General features: G+C 63.8%; 14 protein-coding genes and 1 pseudogene. 10 read left to right on the top strand and 5 right to left on the bottom strand.

What is annotated here, in order from left to right; translation table 11 throughout:
- Positions 1–19: 19 nt before the first annotated feature.
- Entirely contained in the window at positions 20–424 is a 405-nt protein-coding gene (locus LOY33_RS16490) for a hypothetical protein (RefSeq protein WP_043861149.1), read from the bottom strand.
- Positions 425–953: 529 nt separating this feature from the next.
- Here LOY33_RS16490 and LOY33_RS16485 point away from each other — a divergent pair.
- Complete coding sequence (locus LOY33_RS16485) at positions 954–2,333, top strand: amino acid permease (RefSeq protein ID WP_043861150.1); 1,380 nt, start codon at positions 954–956, stop codon at positions 2,331–2,333.
- Between the two features lie 105 nt (positions 2,334–2,438).
- On the opposite strand, the gene LOY33_RS16480 is transcribed toward LOY33_RS16485, so the two are convergent.
- From LOY33_RS16480 to LOY33_RS26110, 3 genes and pseudogenes are all read right to left on the bottom strand, one after another.
- Entirely contained in the window at positions 2,439–3,590 is a 1,152-nt protein-coding gene (locus LOY33_RS16480) for a cysteine desulfurase family protein (protein ID WP_100633310.1), read from the bottom strand.
- A 198-nt stretch (positions 3,591–3,788) separates the two neighbouring features.
- Positions 3,789–4,544: a methyl-accepting chemotaxis protein gene (locus LOY33_RS26115; protein WP_370409154.1), complete on the bottom strand. Its 756-nt coding sequence runs from the start codon at positions 4,542–4,544 to the stop codon at positions 3,789–3,791.
- 102 nt (positions 4,545–4,646) lie between these two features.
- A pseudogene (locus LOY33_RS26110) lies at positions 4,647–5,654 on the bottom strand (HAMP domain-containing protein); the annotation flags it as partial.
- 657 nt (positions 5,655–6,311) lie between these two features.
- On the opposite strand from LOY33_RS26110, the gene LOY33_RS16470 reads away from it, so the two are divergent.
- From LOY33_RS16470 to LOY33_RS16430, 9 genes are all read left to right on the top strand, one after another.
- On the top strand, positions 6,312–8,528 hold the full coding sequence (locus LOY33_RS16470) for a TonB-dependent siderophore receptor (protein WP_058541284.1): 2,217 nt from the start codon (positions 6,312–6,314) through the stop codon (positions 8,526–8,528).
- A 106-nt stretch (positions 8,529–8,634) separates the two neighbouring features.
- The gene (locus LOY33_RS16465) at positions 8,635–9,345 is read left to right on the top strand and encodes a response regulator transcription factor (protein ID WP_104572668.1); all 711 of its coding nucleotides are present in this window, start codon (positions 8,635–8,637) and stop codon (positions 9,343–9,345) included.
- A complete protein-coding gene (locus LOY33_RS16460) occupies positions 9,342–10,703 on the top strand; it encodes a cell wall metabolism sensor histidine kinase WalK (RefSeq protein WP_088515198.1) in 1,362 nt (453 codons plus the stop codon). The genes LOY33_RS16465 and LOY33_RS16460 overlap by 4 nt, the downstream gene beginning before the upstream one ends.
- Positions 10,703–10,987, top strand: a complete 285-nt coding sequence (locus tag LOY33_RS16455) for a hypothetical protein (RefSeq protein ID WP_043861156.1) — start codon at positions 10,703–10,705, stop codon at positions 10,985–10,987. The genes LOY33_RS16460 and LOY33_RS16455 overlap by 1 nt, the downstream gene beginning before the upstream one ends.
- 1 nt (position 10,988) lies before the next feature.
- Positions 10,989–12,512, top strand: a complete 1,524-nt coding sequence (locus LOY33_RS16450; protein WP_258659406.1) for a PepSY domain-containing protein — start codon at positions 10,989–10,991, stop codon at positions 12,510–12,512.
- A gap of 1 nt (position 12,513) precedes the next feature.
- Positions 12,514–12,840 carry a DUF3325 domain-containing protein gene (locus LOY33_RS16445; protein ID WP_116054932.1) on the top strand — a complete coding sequence of 109 codons (327 nt, stop codon included), beginning with the start codon at positions 12,514–12,516 and terminating at the stop codon, positions 12,838–12,840.
- A gap of 237 nt (positions 12,841–13,077) precedes the next feature.
- Positions 13,078–14,025: a LysR family transcriptional regulator gene (locus LOY33_RS16440; protein ID WP_238596472.1), complete on the top strand. Its 948-nt coding sequence runs from the start codon at positions 13,078–13,080 to the stop codon at positions 14,023–14,025.
- A 161-nt stretch (positions 14,026–14,186) separates the two neighbouring features.
- Entirely contained in the window at positions 14,187–14,894 is a 708-nt protein-coding gene (locus tag LOY33_RS16435) for a sulfite exporter TauE/SafE family protein (protein WP_235593702.1), read from the top strand.
- 42 nt (positions 14,895–14,936) lie between these two features.
- Positions 14,937–15,188, top strand: a complete 252-nt coding sequence (locus LOY33_RS16430; protein ID WP_058541278.1) for a response regulator transcription factor — start codon at positions 14,937–14,939, stop codon at positions 15,186–15,188.
- 8 nt (positions 15,189–15,196) lie between these two features.
- Here LOY33_RS16430 and LOY33_RS16425 read toward each other — a convergent pair whose 3' ends face one another.
- Positions 15,197–16,630, bottom strand: a complete 1,434-nt coding sequence (locus tag LOY33_RS16425; protein ID WP_116054926.1) for an FAD/NAD(P)-binding protein — start codon at positions 16,628–16,630, stop codon at positions 15,197–15,199.
- Positions 16,631–16,633 lie beyond the last annotated feature (3 nt).

Raw genomic sequence — 16,633 nt, 5'->3', positions numbered from 1 at the left:
CAAGTGGCTGGGTCAGGTATTAAAGGGTAATGCTGGTGGTGGGGTAGAACAGCATGTTCAATACGAACAGAATCATCCAGAAGCCGATTTCCAGTGTTTCGGTAATAGGCTGAATACGTTTTATCGCGCCATAGACATGCACCACAAACATCAGGGTGAATACCACGAAGAGTATGTCGAAGGCATAACTGAAACTGGTGCCGGTGGTGGCCGAGCGCAACATGGCCACTTCAACCACCAGAATGAACGCGCCCAGGCAGCGGCCGAAATAGATGGCCAGGTGGGTATGTTCCGGGATGGTCCATTGCATCAGGCGCGCCCAGGTGAGTGGCGCAATGAAGATCGGCAGGGCGAAGAACAGCGTGGTCACGATCATCAGGGTGGTGATGTACACACTACTGTATTGCGCATAGTAGCCAAGCATCGGCGAACTCCTTGTTCAATTGTTATTGTTGTTATTCATCGTGGGGTTTTGCGGGGCAAGCATTACGAGGGCGGTACTTGTGTGTCAAGCAAGCCGCGGTGGGGGAATACCAAAGAAGGGGAGCCGGGTCGAGAGTCGTACTACTTAGGGCGCGAGACTTAAAACGTTATCAACCGCTTCACCGCAGGTGAAGTTATCAAGTAATAACCGGGTGAATAAAGTTTTATTTATCCGATAGTTGCGAGCCCTGCCGGCACATGACCGTCAGGGCCCACTCGCTCGCCGCCTACCACAAACCCGCTGCAGCCCCTCAGGAAAAAAATGCAGGATGTTGTGCGCAGAAATCGCTTGAGGTGGCCGGCCTTGCCGTCCAAGGTGCCACCCTGATAGCCATTGCCTGAAAAAGGCTGAAGCGTGCGGCGCAGGCACATGACGATGCCTGCGTGAGGAGCGGCAATCTGCAAGCGTGACGCGTCATCTCGCTGCAGAACGTTGCCGTCTTCTCCCAATAATAAGAGAGGTAAAGGAAATGCAATCCAACAGTCTCAAGCAGAGCCTGAAGCAACGTCACATCACCATGATCGCGCTGGGGGGCGTGATTGGGGCTGGGCTTTTCATGGGCTCCGGCTCGCTGATCGCGTCGGCCGGCCCCGCCGCGATCCTGTCGTATTTCATCGGCGGCATCGTGGTCACCCTGGTGATGTTCATGCTTGGCGAGATGGCCTGCCGCACCCCCGATGCGGGGTCGTTCTCCACCTACGCCAACATGTACCTGGGCGAGTGGGCCGGCTTTACCGTCGGCTGGCTGTACTGGTTCAAGTCGATGATGACGATCACCCTGGAGGCCGTGCTGCTGGGCGCCATCCTGCATGATTTTCTGCCCTGGCTGCCGATCTGGGCGGGCGCGTTCATCATGTTGGTGACCCTGATGGCGAGCAACGCCTACTCGGTGAAGTCGTTCGCCGAAGTGGAGTACTGGCTGGCCGCGCTGAAGGTCGCCACCATCCTCATCTTCATGCTGCTGGGCGTGTCGATACTGCTCGGCCTGCACAGCGACATCCCGTCCCCTGGCCTGGTGAACCTGACCGCGCACGACGGCTTCATGCCCAATGGCCTGTCGCCGGTGATGGCGGGGGTGATCGTGGTGATCTTCTCGCTGGGCGGCAGTGAAATCGCCGCCGTGGCGGCTGGCGAGTCCGAGAACCCGCGCCGCAACGTGATCCGCGCGATCAAGAGCGTGATCCTGCGCGTGATGCTGTTCTACGTGGGCTCGGTGTCGATCCTGATCCTGTGCCTGCCGTGGACCGACAAGGCCAACCTGGCGTCGCCCTATGTGTCGCTGTTCACCCTGGCCGGGTTCGGCGGCGCGGCGGTGGCGATGAAGATCGTGCTGTTCGTCTCGTTCATGTCGGTGATGAACTCGTTCATGTTCTCCAACTCGCGCATGCTGTTCTCCCTGAGCCAGCGTGGGCATGCGCCCAAGCTGTTCTCGCACACCACGGCCAAGGGCGTGCCGCTCAATGCCTTGCTGCTCAGCCTGTGCATCTGCCTGACGATTCTGACCGTGCACTTTCTCAGCGGCGGCGACCTGTTCATGACCCTGGCCAAGAGCAGCGGCACCTTCGTGATGATCGTGTGGATCTTCATCATCATTGCCCACCTGGCCATGCGCCTGAAAACCCGTCACGAACCGGTCGACCCCAAGGCCTTCCGCGCCTGGTTCTTCCCTTATGCCAACGTCGTGGCACTGCTTGCGCTGCTCGCCGTGATCGGCAGCCAGGCCATCGACCCGGCATCGCGCCTGCAACTGTGGTTCATCGCGGCCACCACGGTGCTGGTGGTGGTGGCCTATTTCGTGAAGCGCAATCGGGTGGCCGACAAACCGGCGGCTTACGTGCAAGCCGAGTAAGCCGTGGCAAGGGTGTAGGAGCCAGCCTTGCTGGCGATGCCCGGCCATGCCGGGCCAGGGGTGCTATACGCACCATCGCCGGCAAGGCCGGCTCCTGCAGCCGCTTTACCAGAACCCTGCCGGCGCCTGCAGCGCAGCCCTGAACACCTCGATCGCCCGCTCCACATCCGCCATCTCGGTATACCGCCCCACGCTCACCCGCACACTGCTCAGCGCCTGGCCGGCATCCAGCCCCAGTGCCAGCAGCACATGCGAAGGGGCCTGGGTGGCCGAGCTGCACGCGGAGGTCGACGACAGCGCCAGGCTGCCGGCCACCTGCGCGCTGTTGAACCCGCTGCGGCTGATGCACAGGTTCAAGGTGTGCGGGATGCGCTGCTGCGCGCACCCATTCAGGGTCACGCCCGGCAGGGCCAGCAAGCCTTCACGCAGGCGCTGGCTCAGTTGCTCGATGCGCATGCTTTGCGCATCACCTTGCACGCCCGCCAGCTCGAACGCCGCGCCCATGCCCACAATCTGATGCGTGGCCAGCGTACCCGAGCGCATACCGCCCTCGTGCCCGCCGCCATGCATCTGCGCCTGCAGCACGGGGCGCGCACGCGGGCCGACGTAGAGCGCACCGATGCCTTTGGGCCCATAGACCTTGTGCGCCGAAAACGACATCAGGTCGACCGCCAGCGTGCCCAGGTCGATGGCCACCTTGCCCACCGCCTGCGCCGCGTCCACGTGCAGCAGTGCGCCGTGTTCGCGCACGATGTCGCCGATGCGGGCAATGTCGGTGAGGGTGCCGAGTTCGTTGTTCACCCACATCAACGACACCAGTGCGGTGTCCTCGCGCAAGGCCGCCTGCACGGCCTCGGGCTGGATCAGCCCCTGTGCATCGGGCTTGAGCCAGGTGACCGTGTGGCCCTGGCGCTCCAGTTCATGGGCGGTGTCGATCACCGCCTTGTGCTCCAGGCAACTGGTGATCAGGTGACGGCGCCCAGGCTGGCCCTGGGCAATGCCTTTGAGGGCCAGGTTGTTGGACTCGGTGGCGCCCGAGGTCCATACAAGGGCGTGTGCGGTAGCGCCAACCCGGTCGGCCACTTGCTGGCGCGCGTGGTCCACGGCCTGTCGGGCGGCCTGGCCATAGCCGTGGCCAGTGGAGGCGGGGTTGCCGAAATTGCCCTGGCGGCCGAGGCAGGCCAGCATGGCTTCGATCACCCGGTCATCGACCGGAGTAGTAGCGGCGTAGTCGAGGTACAGCGGTAGTTCTGGCATGGTCATCGTCTTTTTGTGCACGTGAAGGGCAGGTAGGTAGCCTACCGACGATGACGGAGAAAATTTTTGACTGTTGTTCGGTTTGTTTGGTTTTTATAGAAAAAATCTTCTATTTGAATCCAAAGAGTTAGTATTTTTTTCGTTATGGCGCGCCGCCGACCGTATTCATGCCTAAACCGTTGCGCCTCGCCAACCCCATCACACCCTGAACATCGCCATCAGCCCCTGCTGATGATTGGCCAGCCGGTTGAGTGTCTGGCTGATCTGCGCCGATTCCTCGGCTTGCCCGGACAACGATTCGGTCACGTCGCGAATGCTCGCCACGTTGCGGTTCACTTCCTCGGCCACGGCACTCTGTTCCTCCGCCGCCGAAGCGATCTGCAGGTTCATGTCGGTGATCACCGCCACCGCATCGCCAATGCGCTGCAGGGCCGGCAATGCCTGCTCCACACGCGCCGCGCTGTCCTGCGCCTGGCGGTGGCTGTTGTGCATGGCCTCCACCACCTCGCGGGTGCCTTGCTGCAACCCTTCTATATCGACGCGAATCTCGTCCACCGAGTCCTGGGTGCGCTTGGCCAGGTTGCGCACTTCATCGGCCACCACTGCAAAGCCGCGCCCGGCTTCCCCCGCCCGCGCTGCCTCGATGGCGGCATTCAATGCCAGCAGGTTGGTCTGCCCGGCAATCGAACGGATCACGTCCAGCACCGAGCCGATCTGCTCGCTGCGCGTGGCCAGGTGTTCCACCTCCTGCATGCTGGTGGTCATCTCGCCGGCCAGTTGTTCGATGGCGCGGGTGGTGTCGCCAATAAGCTCCAGGCCTTCGCGGCTGGCATGGTCGGCGCCGCGCGCAGCCTCGGCGGCCTGCGCGGCGTTGCGCGCCACATCCTGCGCAGTCGCGCTCATCTCGTGCGACGCCGTCGCCACCTGGTCCACCTCGCGGTACTGCTGATGCATGCCGGCGCTGGTCTGGCTGGCCAGTGCCGCCGACTGGTCGGCGGTGCCGCGTGCGTCGTGCACCGAGGCCTTCACGTCGGCAATCACCGGCTGCAGCTTGTCGAGAAACCGGTTGAACCAGCCCGCCAGCTCACCCAGCTCGTCCTTGCCCGCATACTCCAGGCGCCGGGTCAGGTCGCCCTCGCCACTGGCGATGTCCTTGAGCATCGCCGCCACGTCCAGTATCGGGCGGGTCACGCCGCGCGCGGTCAGCCAGATCACCAGCAACCCCACCACCGCGGCCACCAGTGCCATCAACAGGCTGCCGAGGTTGGCGCTGGCATTGTAGGTGTCCAGGCGATTGTTGAGTGCCACGGCCGGCGCACGCAGCACCCGCTCGGGCACCTCCAGCAGCACGCTCCACGGCTGGGCACCGGGCACCGGGGCGAACGACTGGCTCACCTGCAGCAGGCCGTTGTCGTTGAATTCGGCCGCCTTGCCGGCACGCATCTGTTCGGCCAGGGCCCTGGAGCCGGTGCCGAACACCTGCTCGAAGTGCTTGCTCAACTGGCCGCTGTCCTCGCTGTGCCCGGCCAGCAGGCCGGTCGCGCTGACGATGCTCACCTGCCCGTTGCCGTCGAACAGGTCCTTGCGCCCCTCCAGGCTCAGCAGCTGCAGGTTGTCCAGGCTGATGTCCACACCCAGCACGCCGATCAGCTTGCCGTTGTGCTTGAGCGGGATGGAGATGCTGGTGGTCAGCGGGGTGCGGTCGCCCACGGTGTCGAAGTAGGGCTCCACCATGCAGGTGTCACCGCTCTCCAGGGTGCAGGTCAGCCAGCGGTTGGAGACCGAGCCATTGGCCGAGACGCTGGTGTCGGCGAGCATCGATTCAGGCATCGCCTCGCGCTCCAGGGTGCCGGGGCTGGGCTGCGACCAGTACAACGAGAACCGTCCGGCCTCGTTGCTGCCCGCGCCGGCCTGGTTGACGAAGGCCGCGTCCTTGCCGTCCAGCGCATCGGGCAGGAACACCAGGTACAGCCCGAGCAGTTCGGGGTTGTTGCCCAGCGCCCGTTCGGTTTCGCGGGTCAGGACCTGGCGCAGGTCGCCATTGCCCTGGGCGCGCAGGTACATCACCAGGTCTGCAAAACCGTTGCCGTACAGGTAGGCGCTCTGAAAGTAGCGCTGGATCTGCGCCGCCTGCAGCTGCGCGTAGGTGTGCAGGCGCAGGCGCGCGTTCTGGTCGAGCATCTGGGTGCTGGCGCTGCTCACCAGCGTGGCGCTGCGCGAGGACTGCACCCGTGTCGCCACCATCAGCACCACCACGACGGCCAGCAGGCACAGGCCCGCCAGCAAGGTGATCTTCCATTGAATTCGCAGGCGACGCAGCAACATGATCAGGTCCTTGATTTCACGGTGTCGAGCAGCAACGGCCCGCTCTGGATCGCGGGTAGGCATCGTTGGGCGGTGCTCGGCAGGGGTGGCGCAGTGATGGCATACAGGAGGCACGGACCATAAGAAAATTGACAGACAAGTGTCAATTAATATTTCCACTTTGAGGCGGGGTGTTCGCAGATAAAACGCAAAATTGCCGATTTTTCCGTTTTTTCGCGGGTGATGACTGATGGTTTGTTTATTAAATTAGACAGATCGGTTATCAGCCCAGGCGAAACCATGTGTAAATTTCGTAAATAAGATTTAAACCCATTTGAGAATCATTATATTTGGCGTCTCTTTGTGGCAGCCCTGCCGTGCAGGCTGCCCTTGTGCTTGATGTGACGGAGACGTGAAATGCAGTCCAGAAGTACCCACAACAGCCTGGCCTGGGCCTTTGTCGCGCTGTCATCGCCGGCCCTGATTGCCACCTCGGCCCAGGCCGATGACGAGCAGAACGGCGAGAACACCCTGGTGATCCAGAACACCATGGTCACCGCCGAGCAGGAAGCCAAGCAGGCACTGGGCTCTTCGATCATCACCGCCGAGGACATCAAGCGTCACCCGCCCGCCAACGACCTGTCCGACATCATCCGTCGCGAACCGGGGGTCAACCTCACCGGCAACAGCGCCAGCGGCGCGCGCGGCAACAACCGCCAGATCGACCTGCGCGGCATGGGCCCGGAAAACACCCTGATCCTGATCGACGGCAAGCCCTCCAGCGCCCGCAACGCAGTGCGCTACGGCTGGAACGGCGACCGCGACACCCGTGGCGAAACCAACTGGGTACCGGCCGAGGCGGTGGAGCGCATCGAGATCCTGCGCGGCCCGGCTGCTGCACGCTATGGCTCCGGCGCAATGGGCGGGGTGGTCAACATCATCACCAAGCGCCCCACCCAGGAGCTGCAGGGCAACGTCAGCCTGTTCACCACGCTGCCCGAAGACCACGCCGAAGGCGCCAGCAAGCGCACCAACTTCAGCCTCAGCGGCGGCCTCACCGACGACCTGGCGTTCCGTGTGTATGGCGGCCTGGCCAAGACCGACGCCGATGACCTGGACATCAACGCCAAGAGCGCCAACAGCGCGCTGGTGGCCGGCCGCGAAGGCGTGCGCAACAAGGACATCAACGGCCTGCTCAGCTGGCGCCTGAACGATGAACACCGCCTGGAGCTGGGCAGCGGCTACAGCCGCCAGGGCAATATCTACGCCGGCGACACCATGAACAGCAACGGCGGCGGTGACGTGGAGCGCATCTCCAGCCTGTACGGCCACGAAACCAACGTGATGCAACGCAGCACCTACGACCTCACGCACCTGGGCGACTTCCAGTGGGGCTCGACCAAGTCGTCGCTGTCGTATGAATACGTGCGCAACTGGCGCCTCAACGAAGGTCTGGCCGGTGGCCCGGAAGGCTCGATCAACGACACCGGTGCCGACATGTCGCGCCTGCGCAACACGCGCCTGTCCAGCGAAGTGAACCTGCCGTTCAGCCTCGACAGCAGCGAACATGTGCTGACCCTGGGTGGCGAGTACCTGTACGAAGTGCTCAACGACAAGGGCTCGCTGCGTCCGCAAAGCTTCGACCCCAGCGGTGGTGCCGGCAATGAAATCGCAGGCTTCGATCGCAGCGACTCGAAGATGTCGGCCAAGAGCTTTGCCCTGTTCGCCGAAGACAACATCGTGATCGGCGACACCACCATCACCCCGGGCCTGCGCCTGGACCACCACGAAGAGTTCGGCGACAACTACAGCCCGAGCCTGAACGTGGCGCACAAGCTCACCGACGACCTCACCGTCAAGGGCGGTATCGCACGGGCCTACAAGACCCCGAACCTGTACCAGGCCAACCCCAACTACCTGCTCTACAGCCGGGGCAACGGTTGCAGCACCCAGCAGACCAACAACGGTGGCTGCTACCTGCAGGGCAACCCCAACCTCGACCCCGAAACCAGCGTCAACAAGGAAATCGGCCTGCTCTACGACCGTGGCACCTGGCGCACCAGCGCGACGTACTTTCGCAACGACTACAAGAACAAGATCATCGGTGGCACCGACGTGATCTACGACATCAACAGCGGTCGCCGCGTGACCCATTGGGAAAACGCCGACAAGGCATTGGTGGAAGGGGTGGAAGGCAACTTCTTCGTCGAGCTGACCCCGTCGCTGGACTGGAACACCAACCTCACCCTGATGCTCAACAACGACAACCGCGACACCGGCGAGCCGCTGAGCGTGATTCCCAAGTACACGGTCAACAGCACCCTGGACTGGCGTGCCACCGACAAGCTGTCGTTCCAGGTCGCCGGTACCTATTTCGGCAAGCAGAAGTCGCCGACCTACAACTACCGCACCCAGCAGAACTACGACCTGGATGCCCAGCAGGACGTCGAAGCCTACGGCCTGGTCGATGTGAGCACCGGCTACAAGATCACCAAGAACTACGACGTGCGCTTTGGCGTGAACAACGTGTTCGACAAGCAGATCCACCGGGGTGGCAACGCCAGCAGTTCGGGCGCCAACACCTACAACCAGCCGGGCCGGGCGCTGTTCGCGGCACTGAACATCTCGTTCTGAGCCGCCATTGCCTACAGGCTGCCCCGGGTCGATCGCGCATCGATCGGCCCGGGGCGGCTTTTTTGTGTTTTCAGGCCCTCTACACCCGTACTACCCAAGGTGAAGCGTGAGTTATCTATCAGCACAACCTGCCACGAAGATTCTGGCCGTCGAGGACGATCCGCTGCTGGCGGCCCATCTGGAACAGCACCTGCGTCGCCGCGGTTTCGATGTGAGCGTCTGTCATGGCGTGGACGACAGCACCGACCTGCAGGCCTGGACGGCCTTCGACCTGATCCTGATGGACATCCTCCTGCCCGGTCGCGACGGCCTGCAACTGCTGGGTGAATTGCGCGAGCGGTTCATGGTGCCGGTGATCCTGATGTCGGCACTGGGTGCCGAGCAGGACCGCATCGTCGGCTTCAGCCAGGGCGCCGACGACTACCTGCCCAAGCCGTTCAGCATGAACGAGATGGACGTGCGCATCGATGCGGTACTGCGCCGGGTCGCCTATGAGCGGGCCGCGCCGGAAGGCGCGCAGGGCGAGCCGGCGGCGCTGCGCAAGGACATGCGCCAGGACATGCAGCTGGGCGCCGCGGTGGCCAGCTTCACCCCCATCGAGTACCGCCTGATGCAAGTGCTGCTGGCGCACCCCGAGGAAGTGCTGAGCAAGCCGTTCCTCTACCAGCAGGTGCTGCACAGGCCGTTCTCCCAGCAGGACCGCGTGCTGGACATGCACGTCAGCCACGTGCGCCGCAAGCTGGCCGCCATCGGCTATGCCGGCCGCCTGGCCACGGTATGGGGCAAGGGCTACGTGCTGACACAGGTGCCGGCATGAGCTTGCCCGGACGTCACTCGCTGCTGTGGAAACTGTGCGCGCTGCTGGTGGTGCTGTGCCTGTCGATCATCTGGTTCAGCCGCTCGGGCGGTGCGCACCTGGAGCGCAGGAGCTATCACCTGAGCGAGGAGGCGCGCCAGGTGCTCAAGGGCTACGCCGTGGAGGCCCACGCGGCGTGGCGCAGCGGCGGTACGCCAGGCGTCGACCGGTGGCTGGCCGACCTGAAGATCCGCGAGCCGGGCTGGGCGCTGGTGCTGGGCAGCGACCTGCGCTCGTTGAGCAGCCAGACGCTGACCGATGAGCAGCAGAAGTACGTGACGTTCATGCGCGAGCTCGACTGGCCCATGAGCAAGCGTTCCACCGAGCTGCCGGCGATCAGCGTGCCGTTCCCCGAGGCGCCCCAGGCCGGCAGGCTGGTGATCCAGTTGCCCGAGCGCTTCATGCCGTCGATGCGTCCGCTGCTGGTGCAACTGCTGATCCACGGGCTGCTGCCGGCGCTGTTGGCACTGCTGGCGGGTTTTCTGCTGTACCGCGTGCTGATCGGCCCGCTGGCGCACCTGCGCGCCCAGGCCAATGCCCTGCGTGCCGACCGCCTGGACACCCGGGTCGACCCGGCGATTTCCCGGCGTAGCGACGAACTGGGCGATCTGGGGCGGGCCTTCGACCACATGGCCGAGCGCCTCGAAAAGACCGTGTCGCTGCAGCAGCGCCTGCTCGCCGACCTGTCCCACGAGTTGCGCACGCCGTTGACGCGCCTGCACATGGCCGCCGAAAACGAGCCCGACGATGACGTGTTGCGCGAGCGCCTGACCCGCGAGGTGCAGTGCATGCGCCAGCTGGTCGACGACACCCTGGAGCTGGTGTGGCTCGGCACCGAGCGCCCGCAACTGGCGCTGGACACGGTCGAGGTGCAGACCCTGTGGGAGGTGGTACGCGAGAACGCCTGTTTCGAGTCCGGCTGGCGCGAGGGGCAACTGCCCATGGCGCTCACCGAAGACTGCCTGGTGCGCGGCCACCTCAACGGCCTGGCCCAGGCGATGGAAAACATCGTGCGCAATGCCATCCGCCATTCGCCTGCCAACGGGCAGGTGCGCCTGGGCGGCCGGCGCGATGGCGATTGCTGGCACCTGTGGATCGACGACCAGGGCCCCGGCGTGGCCGAGGCTGCGCTGGAGACCATCTTCCAACCCTTCACCCGACTCGACGCCGCACGCCCGGGCGGCGATGGCTTCGGCCTGGGCCTGACGATCGCCCGTTGCCGGGTGCAATTGCAGGGCGGCCAGGTATGGGCACAGAACCTCAAGCCGGGCCTGCGCGTGAACCTGCGCCTGCCAGCGGCAGCACAAGGAGAAACCTGATGAGCAACACCCGACCGGTCTGGTTGTTGATTGTGTCGCGCGCGGCGGCCGCCTTGCTGGGCGGCTATGCATTCAGCTATGCGGCCACGGCTTTTCTGGCCCGTGTGCTGCCAATGCCTGCGGTGGATGCGGTGATCGTGGCCAGCCTGCCGTCCTTTGCGTTCTACACCTGCGCGTTCCTGTGGGCCTTCGCCAGTCGCGATGCCCTGCGTGCGTGGTGGCCGGCGGCGCTGGCGGTGCCGTTGGCGGCGGTCGGCTTCTGGCCGCAGTTGTGGAGCCTGTGAGATGAAAAATACCTTCACCCAATCCATGGCGTGGCTGCACACCTGGGCCGGCCTGATCTTCGGCTGGCTGCTGTTCGCGATATTCGCCACCGGTACGCTGGCGGTGTTCGACAGCGAAATCGACAACTGGATGCGCCCCGAGGTGCGCAGCCACGACCTCACCCAGTTGCAGGCCGCGCAACGCGGGCTGGCCTACCTGACCCAGCATGCACCGGGCGCCAGCAACTGGAACATCAGCCTGCCGGATGCGCGTTCGCCCGGTTTGCAGGTAGCGTCCGGCGAGCGTCGACGCGGTGGCGGCACCCCGCTCGACCCGCATACCGGCGAGCCGATCGAGGTGCGCGAAACGGCCGGCGGCAGCTTCTTCTTCCGCTTTCACTTCACCCTGAACCTGCCGCGCAACTGGGGCATCTTCGTGGTCGGCGCCCTGGCGATCGTGATGCTGGTGGGGCTGGTCAGCGGCATCGTGATCCACAAGAAGATCTTCAAGGAGTTCTTCACCTTCCGCCCCGGCAAGGGCCAGCGCTCGTGGCTGGATTTTCACAACGCCAGCGCGGTGCTGCTGTTGCCGTTTCACCTGATGATCACCTACACCGGGCTGGTGATCTTTTTGCTGATCTACATGCCGGCGGCGGTGGATGCGCTGTTCGAGGGTGACAACCAGGCGTACTACAAGGCCCAGGGCGAGCAGCGTCTGCCCACGCCGCGCGCGGCGCTCAAGCAGCCAGCCGCGCTGGTCGACCTGGCCCCGGTACTGGCCAGCGCGCAAGAGCGGCTGGGCGCCATCAGCAGCATCGGTATCTCCAACCCCGGTACGGCGGCCGCGCGGATCGAGGTGCGCCCGACCCTGGGCTATCGCATCGCCCTGAGCAAGGGGCAGGCCATGGTGTTCGACGGCGTCAGCGGCGAGCTGCTGCGCGATGTGCCCGACATGCGGCCTGCCGTGCTCACCCAGCGGGTGATGGCGGGGCTGCACTTCGCGCAGTTCGGCGGCTATCCGATGCGCTGGCTGTACTTCGTGTGTGCGTTGGTCAGCACCGCGATGATCGGCACCGGGCTGGTGCTGTTCTGCGTCAAGCGCCGGCGCAAATACGCCAGTGCCTCGGTGTCGGCGCAGCGTTGGTACAAGGTGGCCGAGAGCTTCAACGTGGCGTTCGTCGCCGGCCTGATGCTGGCCTGCGCAGGCTTGCTGTGGGCCAACCGCCTGCTGCCGGTGGAGCTGGCGCAGCGGGCCAACTGGGAGGTCAAGGCGTTCTTCGCGGTGTGGTTGCTGTCGCTGCTGCATGCCGGTTTGCGTCCGGCGCAGCGCGCCTGGGCCGAGCAGCTGGGGCTGACCGCGGTACTGTGCATCGGCCTGCCGGTGCTGGGCGCGTTGACCGCGCAGCACGACCCGGCGCACCGCGTGCTGGAGGCCACCAGCGTGGTGCTGGGTGGGTTGCTGGCGTATGCGGCATGGCGCTGCGTGGCGCCGCGTGAAGAAAAACCTGCGCGCAAGCGTGCGACGGTAGCGGTGGAGGGGCAATGACATGCTGATGATCGGCGTGGTGGTGTTTGCCTATGTGGGCATGTTGGCGTTGTGCCTGGGGCTGGAGCGGCACTACAAGCAGGTGTGGGGCAGGGCACCTGCACCCTGGTTGAGGGTGGCCCTGCGGTCGGCGGGCTGGTCGGCGCTGGCCATCAGCCTGTGGGTCAGTGGCGTGGCCTGGGGCTGGGCGATGGGGCCGGTAGCCTGGTTTGGCGGTATTTCACTGGCCGGGTTCGGGGTGGCGATGCTGTTGCCGTACTGGCCGCGTCTGGCGGTGTGGTTGCTGGGCGTTTTACCGATATGGGGGGTAGGGGTAGTGTTGGTTTGACGGTTTTTTGTGGCGAACTTATACCTGCAAACAGTGTCGGGAAGTGTGCAATTTAAATAATTGGGAAGTTTTAATTGCGGCCAATCATTGCGCGTGTTTCGTACTAACCTCATACGGGCGTGTACGTTCTGCATAGAACGGATAATAACTTTCTTATGATGGAATTGTATGAAAACCGAAAGGACTCGCTTACCCTTTGAAACCTCACTGTCACGACGACTTGCCAGCCGCCTGAAAATGAAACACCTGCTGGTGCTTCAGGCCATTCAGGCGCATGGCTCGCTGACCCAGGTTGCGCTGCGGCTGTCCACCAGCCAACCGGCGATCACTCAGATCCTCGCCGACCTCGAAAGCCTGTTCAGCGCCCCCCTTTTTGTACGCTCACCGCGCGGCATGCTGCCCACTGAACTGGGCAACCTGATCGTCGCCCGCTCCAGGGGGATGCTGGCCGACCTCGATCACTGGGCGATGGACATCGAAGCCATGACCCAGGGTCGTGCAGCACACTTGAACGTGGGCGTCATACCGTTTCTACCCGGGCGCCTGCTGGCCACCGCCATCAACCAGACCCGCTCCTGCGGCAAGCGCATATCGGTGACCTTGCACGAGGGCTCCAGCGCCCACCTGCTGGAGCGCCTGCAGGCCCACGAACTCGACTGCGTGATCGGCCGCACGTCCGCGCTGCCGGACGTGCCCGATCTGCAACACGAGGTGCTGTATCACCAGGAACCCCGGCTGATTGCCCACGAACGCCTGGCGACGCACCTCAACCAGCGGCCACTCGACCTGCAGGCACTGGCTCGGCTGGACTGGGTGCTCGGCCCACGCCAGACGCCGATCCGCGAGCAACTCATCGACTTCTTCCTCAATGCCGGCATCACCCCCCCTTCACCCATGGTCGAGAGCTTGTCGTCCAGGTTCATCGGTGAGCTGGTGGCGACCAACGAGCAGGCCGTGGCCATCGTGCCGGCAGATGTTGCCGAAGAGCTCGTGCGCCTGTGCAATGTCGGCAGGGTGCGCCATCGCCTTGGCTGGCGGCTGTCACCCATGAGCCTGTTTCAGCGTATCAATGGTGCCAATGCGGTCGAACAGGCGCTCTTTGCACGGGCACTCAAACGCGCCGCAAAAGTTGCTGTTTTATCGACGTCACCGGTCAATGAACAGTGGCTGGTCACGACAGATTGAAGTGTCGCAATAACATTGTTTTATAGGCTGATACAGGATTCAAATTTCCAACTTTACAGACCCGGTACCATACTTCCCGCCAGGCGCACCATGAGGGTGCGCCAGGGAAAGGGGGATATCAGGTGCTTACGGTTTATTTGATTGTAACGGTCGGAGCAGTGGTGGCCGGCTTTGTTCAGGGGCTCTCGGGTTTTGCATTCGGCCTGGTGGCCATGTCGTTCTGGGCCTGGGTACTCGACCCGAAGCTGGCTGCCACACTGGCGGTGTTCGGGGCGCTGACCGGCCAGGTGGTGGCGGCCATTTCGGTACGCCGGGGCTTCAACATGCAGCGCCTGCTGCCCTTCGTGCTTGGCGGCCTGGCCGGCATCCCACTCGGCGTCGCGCTGCTGCCCAGCTTGGACATGAACTGGTTCAAGGCCATTCTGGGCACCCTGCTGGTGAGTTGGTGCCCAGCCATGCTGTTTGCCAAGAACCTGCCGAAAATCACTGCCGAGGGCAAGATCGCCGACGGTGTGATCGGCATGGCCGGCGGCATCATGGGCGGGCTGGGCGGTTTCACCGGCACTGTGCCGACCCTGTGGTGCACCCTCAAGGGGTACGACCGCGACGTGCAGCGCTCGATTATCCAGAACTTCAACCTGTCCATGCTGCTGGTCACCATGGGCACCTACCTCAGTACCGGCATTGCCACGCGCGAGATGCTGCCCTACTTCGCCATTGTCGCGCCGGCGATGCTGATTCCGACGTTCCTCGGCACACGCCTGTATATCGGCATCAGCGACGTGCAGTTTCGCCGCGTCGTGCTGAGCCTGCTCACGGTCTCCGGCATTTCGCTGCTGATTTCCTCGGTACCCAACCTCATCGGCTGAATAGCACTGCTGATGCACTTACTCTTTAAGGAAGAATGAGTCATGTCGCATACCCCGCTGGACAGTGATCACCTCGACCCCTCTGCAAGCCCTGGCGACGACAGGCTGACCGCACGCGAGCGCGAGGCTTTGAAGCACTATGCCGCCGGCAAGAACTGCAAGGAGGTGGCGCTGGCACTGAGCATTTCGGTCAACACCGTCAAGTTCCACACCAAGAATGCGGTGGCCAAGCTCGGCGGCAAGAACCGCACGGCAGCGGTGGCCCGCGCGTTCGCGCTGGGCCTGCTGTCGTGAGCAGATGCCTATTGCTGCAGGCTCGACAACGACGGTTGCACGCGGCTGTTGTTGGTCATCAGGTGAGTGACCAGGTTGCGCGCATGCACCGCCAGGCGTTCGATCGCTGACACATAGAACAGCGAGCCCTGGGTCAATGGCCCGATCGCATACACCCCCCGCTGCCCATCGATCAGGTGGGTGGTAGGGTTGATCGCGATGCCGCCGTGGCTGTTCTGCCGGATCAGGCCGCGGTCGAGCAGGTTTTCTATCAGCGGTGAGTCCAGCCGCGCCAGGTTGCCGGCAAAACCGGTGGCGTCGATGGCGTAGTCGACGCTCAGGGTCTGCCCGCTGAGGTCGATCAGGATGTTGCCTTGCGCATCCGCGCGGGTGGCTTTGTAGCCGCGGTGAATGGATATCCGGCCTGCCTTGATCAGCGCTTCGAGCTTGAGTGCATTGTCCAGCGGCATGGGGTGGCGATAGGACATCCACAGGCCCTGGTACTTGCGCTGGAAGCGACGCTTCTGCACGTTGTCCAGCCGTGTCCAGAACTCGTCGATCCAGGTCTTGGTGGCGTCCAGCCAGATCTGCCAGTCACGCACATGGGCCGCCGCCTGGATCTCCCGCTGCAGGCGTTCCAGCGGTTCCAGCGGTGCAAACAGGCCCTTGTACTCGGCGCTGAAGCTGCGCATGCGGCGAAAGCTGTTCAGGAAGCCACTGATCGAGACGCGCTCTGGCAAGCGTCGCTGCGTGCCCACCGGGTTGTCGAGCACGGCCCCGCGCACCAGCGGGATACGCCCCGAATTGGAGTAGATCGCGACATGTCCGGCGCCCAGCCCGCTGAGCATGAGGGCCATGTCCACTGCGGTCAGCTTGGTGCCCAGGATGCCGACGGTGGCCCCCGGCCTGACCTGCGTCTTCAGGCGCTCCAGATCGTGATAGGGGTTGGCGTAGTAGTGCGCCAGGTCGGGGTAGGGCGTCTGCTTCTTCAAGTGCCCGACCGCCAGCACAACGTTGTCGAAGCGTTCATCGCCCTGTGCGGTGGTCACGGTGTAACCGGGGTGCTCGGCCTTCACGTCGATGACGGTTTGCGCGAGGGTTCGCAATCGGATGTTGAACCGGGCCAGGGTGTGACGGGCAAGCTCCAGCTCCTTGGCCAGGTACTGGCCCATCTGCCGGCGGCTGACATAGTCGTTCAGGTCGGTGGTTTCGCAACCAGGCTGGGCCTTGAGCCATTTCAGGAACCCATAGGCATGTTCGACGTCCGTGCCCAGGGTGGAAGTGGCCATGTTCAGAATGAACTCCGGTGTCGTGGTGGCCTGGCCGTAGGGTAGCCCCGGGCCGAAGTGGCCGGTGGTTTCGTACACGGTGATTTCCGACACCGCTGCGTCATGCCCCTGGCGTGCCAGTTCCTTGCAGAGCAGAACGGCGCTGCATCCAGCGCCCACAATTGCGATTTTCATTCA

Source organism: Pseudomonas sp. B21-036 (assembly GCF_024748925.1).
Lineage (GTDB): Bacteria > Pseudomonadota > Gammaproteobacteria > Pseudomonadales > Pseudomonadaceae > Aquipseudomonas > Aquipseudomonas palmensis.
This window is presented reverse-complemented; position numbering and strand designations above follow the sequence as displayed.